This window comes from Streptomyces sp. NPDC056527 (genome assembly GCF_042794475.1).
Taxonomy (GTDB): Bacteria; Actinomycetota; Actinomycetes; order Streptomycetales; family Streptomycetaceae; genus Streptomyces.
The window spans coordinates 1-3,683 of sequence record NZ_JBHTTQ010000216.1; the positions used below are offsets into that span (position 1 = coordinate 1).

Below are 3,683 nucleotides of genomic sequence, written 5' to 3' on the forward strand. Positions count from 1 at the left end.
CCTCCACGGAGGGGCGCCCGGCCTTCGTCGTTCCCGTACCCGTCCCCCCGAGTCGAAAAGTCGGGCGAATCACCCCACACTGGATCGGAGCGTGACATTCCAGCTACTGACGGGGAGGAGGTAGGGACATGCGCGCGCCGCACCGCAGGGCCGCCGCTCTCGCCTCGGCCGCCGCACTCCTCGCCGGACTCGCCGTCGCGGCAGAGGTGCGCGCGGCGCCCGGTCCCGCCGAGGACGCCCCGCTGCCGGCCGTCGTCCGGGATCCCGAGAACTTCGGGGCCTCCTGCCGCACGGTCGTCGAGGGCTCCCGTGTCACGGCCTACTGCCACAACCCCTACCCGGGCACCGATCGCGTCCGGCTGCACGTCGAGTGCGACCGGTGGTGGGACGTCGACACCGACAGCGCCCCCGTCGACGTGGAGGCGACCGCCTACGTCCGGCTGACCGGCCGTTGCTGGAAGGAGGTCCGCTCCGCCTGGCTCACGCACCAACCGGTCGAGCCGGCTCCGCGGGCCCCAGGTTCCTGAGGCACATGAACGGATACCCGGCCGCCTCGGCCGCCGCGGTGTCCGCGTCGCCCGCCCGGATCGCCTCGACCAGGCGCGCGTGGTCCATGTGGTGCTCCGGCCGCAGCTCCGGGCCCACGTCGTCACGCAGCCACTGCCGCAGGACGTCACCGAGGTCGGCGTAGAGCTCGGTCAGTACGTCGTTGTGCGAGGCGACCACCACGGCGTGGTGGAACGCGCCGTCGGCCGTCACGAACCGCTCGGCATCGCCCGACCGCCAGGCCTCCTCGCGGCCGCTCAGCAGCGCGTCCAGCTGCTTCAGGTCCCGCTCCGTGCGCCGCTGCGCCGCGAGCCGCGCCGCCGAGGACTCCAGCGTCGAGCGCAGCTCGGCGATGTGCCGCGGGTCGGATCCGGCGAACCGGCGGTGCATCACGCCGGCGAGCTCGCTGGTGGCGACGACATAGGTGCCCGAGCCCTGCCGGATGTCGAGCAGCCCGTTGTGCGCGAGCGCGCGGACCGCCTCGCGCACGGTGTTGCGGGCCACGCCCAGCTGCTCGACCAGCTCCGGTTCGGTCGGGATCCGCGAACCGACCGGCCACTCACCGGAGGTGATCTGGTTCCGCAGCTCGGTGATCACCTGATCGGAGAGCCCGGAACGCCGGGGGGAGCCGAGCGCCATGGTGCACCTTCCATTTCGTTCCGGATTGGACAACCAATCATCCCATGATTCTATGATGGCGCTCATGCATGACGAGCCGCAGACCCTCGAGACCGCCGCACCGCCGGCCCGGACCTCCAAGCCGACCGCCACCGTGGGGGATTCTTCCGCACCGGACCGGCCGGCCCTTTGGATCACCCGGATCGTCCTCGTCGGACTCGTCCTCGCCGCGCTCAACCTCCGCCCCGCCATCACCAGCCTCGGCGCCCTCCTCGAAGAGGTCCGCGACGGACTCCACATGAGCGGCAGCGTGGCCGGCGTCCTCACCTCCGTGCCCCCGCTCTGCTTCGCGGCCTTCGGCATCATGGCGCCCCGTCTCGCGCGCCGCTTCGGCCCCGCCGCCGTCGTCTGCGCCGGCATGGCCGCGATCCTCGCCGGTCTCGCCGTCCGCCCCTTCGCCTCCGGCACCGTCGGCTTCCTCGCCGCCAGCGCCCTCGCCCTCATGGGCATCGCCGTCAGCAACGTCCTCATGCCCGTCATCGTCAAGCGGTACTTCCCCGACCGCGTCGGCAGCGTGACGGGCCTGTACTCCATGGCGCTCGCCCTCGGCACCTCCCTGGCCGCCGCCGCGACCGTTCCCATGACCGAGGTCCTGGGCGGCAGTTGGCGCACCGGCCTCGGCGTCTGGGCGATCCTCGCCGCCCTCGCCGTACTGCCCTGGATCCCGCTGCTGCGCGACCGGGCCACGGGGTCGGCGACAGGCGCGGCCGAGGCCCGGGCCGCGGCCCCCTCGGCCGCCCCGCTCCGGATCACCCGCAGCCGGACCGCCTGGGCCCTCGGCGCCTACTTCGGCCTCCAGGCCACCGGTGCGTACATCACGATGGGCTGGATGCCGCAGATCTTCCGTGACGCCGGCGTCCCGGCCGGTACGGCCGGTGTGCTGCTCGCCGTCACCATGGTGATGGGCGTACCGCTCGCGTTCGTCATCCCGCGCCTCGCGACCCGGCTCAAGACCCAGGGCCCGATCGTCGTCGCCCTGGGCCTGTGCGGCCTGGTCGGCTACACCGGCCTCTTCCTCGCGCCCTCCGGCGGCGCCTGGCTCTGGGCGGTGCTCCTCGGCGTCTCCAACTGCTCCTTCCCGCTCGCCCTCACCATGATCGGTATGCGCTCGCGCAGCGGCGCCGGCGTCGTCCGGCTCTCCGCCTTCGCGCAGAGCGTCGGCTACCTCATCTCCATCCCCGGCCCGCTCCTGGTGGGCGTCCTCTACCAGCACAGCGGCGGCTGGGGCCTGCCCATCGCGCTCATGGCCGGGCTGATGATCCCCCAGATGATCGTCGGCACCCTCGCCGGCAGGGACCGGACCGTCGAGGACGAATGCTGAGATGCGAGACTGTCTCCATGCCAGTGCTCGATCCGAACCCCCCGAACGGCCAGAAGAAGCTCCTGCTCGTGCTCGGCGCGATGCTCGGGATCTCGGTCGTCATCGCCGTCATCGCCACCATCGCCTCCCCCTGACCCGCCCTCGCGGTGGGGTTAACCCCTCCATCCCCTAGGGGGTGAGTCTCAGGGTGAAGTAGGTGGATCACCGGATGGGCTCGACGATGCGCGCTCCGTAGCGTGGAGACATCGCGGCAGTCACCGCCGCGGGAAGTCCCGACCCACGGAGGCGGCCATGTCGGCCCGTACGCACACCCGGACCCCGGCCCCGTCCGTCGGCGGCGTCGACACCCGGCTGCCCTGGTGGGCGCTCGCCCTCCCGGTGGCCGCGTTCGTCGCGCTCTTCCTGCTGATAGCGGGGCCGGGCGGGGCCCATACGGCCGGTGGCGACCCGTCGGTCGGGCATCTCCTGAAGCAGATCCAGCAGACGCTGCCCCACTGACCCAACACCCTGCGCCCGGTGGCTCGTTTCGTGCGAAGCTGGAGCCCATGAGCGTCGCAGCGACTTCCGGGGGGACACCCCCCGGCTCCCCCGAACCCCGCAGGATTGTGTTGCTCCGGCATGCCAAGGCCGACTGGCCCCAGGTGTCCGACCACGAGCGACCGCTCGCCGACCGCGGCCGCGCGGACGCCCCCGTGGCCGGGCGCAAGCTCGCCGACACCGGGATCGCCTTCGATCTGGCCCTCTGCTCCACCGCCGCCAGGACCCGAGAGACCTGGAAGCTGGCCGTGCAGGAGCTGCCGCACCGCCCGAGGACCGTCTACGAGGAGCGGCTCTACGAGGCCTCGCCCGGCGAGCTGATCGCCCTGCTCAACGAGGTCTCCGACGAGGTGAGGAACCTCCTCGTCATCGGCCACAACCCCGGGATGCACGCACTCTCCGATGCCCTCGCGGGCTCGGCCGAGGGTGACGCCCTGGCCCGGATGAACCGAGGCGGCTTCCCCACCTCCGCGTTCTCCGTCCTCGGCTTCAGCGGCTCCTGGAAGTCCGTGGAGCACGGCTTCGGCACCCTGCTCGACTACTGGGCCCCGCACAGCTGACCCGTCCCGTACGGCGAAAGGGCCCGGCCACCGTGGGTGGC

General features: G+C 72.4%; 6 protein-coding genes. 5 read left to right on the forward strand and 1 reads right to left on the reverse strand.

What is annotated here, in order from left to right; genetic code table 11:
* The first annotated feature begins 128 nt into the window (after positions 1-128).
* Positions 129-527: a hypothetical protein gene (locus ACFQ7Q_RS37855; protein ID WP_383563733.1), complete on the forward strand. Its 399-nt coding sequence runs from the start codon at positions 129-131 to the stop codon at positions 525-527.
* Here ACFQ7Q_RS37855 and ACFQ7Q_RS37860 read toward each other — a convergent pair.
* Positions 481-1,185, reverse strand: a complete 705-nt coding sequence (locus tag ACFQ7Q_RS37860; RefSeq protein ID WP_383563736.1) for a FadR/GntR family transcriptional regulator — start codon at positions 1,183-1,185, stop codon at positions 481-483. The two genes, ACFQ7Q_RS37855 and ACFQ7Q_RS37860, sit on opposite strands and share 47 nt — an antisense overlap.
* Positions 1,186-1,249: 64 nt before the next feature.
* On the opposite strand from ACFQ7Q_RS37860, the gene ACFQ7Q_RS37865 reads away from it, so the two are divergent.
* From ACFQ7Q_RS37865 to ACFQ7Q_RS37880, 4 genes are all read left to right on the forward strand, one after another.
* Complete coding sequence (locus ACFQ7Q_RS37865) at positions 1,250-2,545, forward strand: CynX/NimT family MFS transporter (RefSeq protein ID WP_383563739.1); 1,296 nt, start codon at positions 1,250-1,252, stop codon at positions 2,543-2,545.
* Between the two features lie 17 nt (positions 2,546-2,562).
* Positions 2,563-2,679: an SGM_5486 family transporter-associated protein gene (locus tag ACFQ7Q_RS37870; RefSeq protein WP_329122169.1), complete on the forward strand. Its 117-nt coding sequence runs from the start codon at positions 2,563-2,565 to the stop codon at positions 2,677-2,679.
* Positions 2,680-2,836: 157 nt separating this feature from the next.
* Positions 2,837-3,043: a hypothetical protein gene (locus ACFQ7Q_RS37875; RefSeq protein WP_383563742.1), complete on the forward strand. Its 207-nt coding sequence runs from the start codon at positions 2,837-2,839 to the stop codon at positions 3,041-3,043.
* 47 nt (positions 3,044-3,090) lie between these two features.
* Complete coding sequence (locus tag ACFQ7Q_RS37880) at positions 3,091-3,642, forward strand: SixA phosphatase family protein (protein ID WP_383563745.1); 552 nt, start codon at positions 3,091-3,093, stop codon at positions 3,640-3,642.
* The last annotated feature ends 41 nt before the right edge of the window (positions 3,643-3,683 follow it).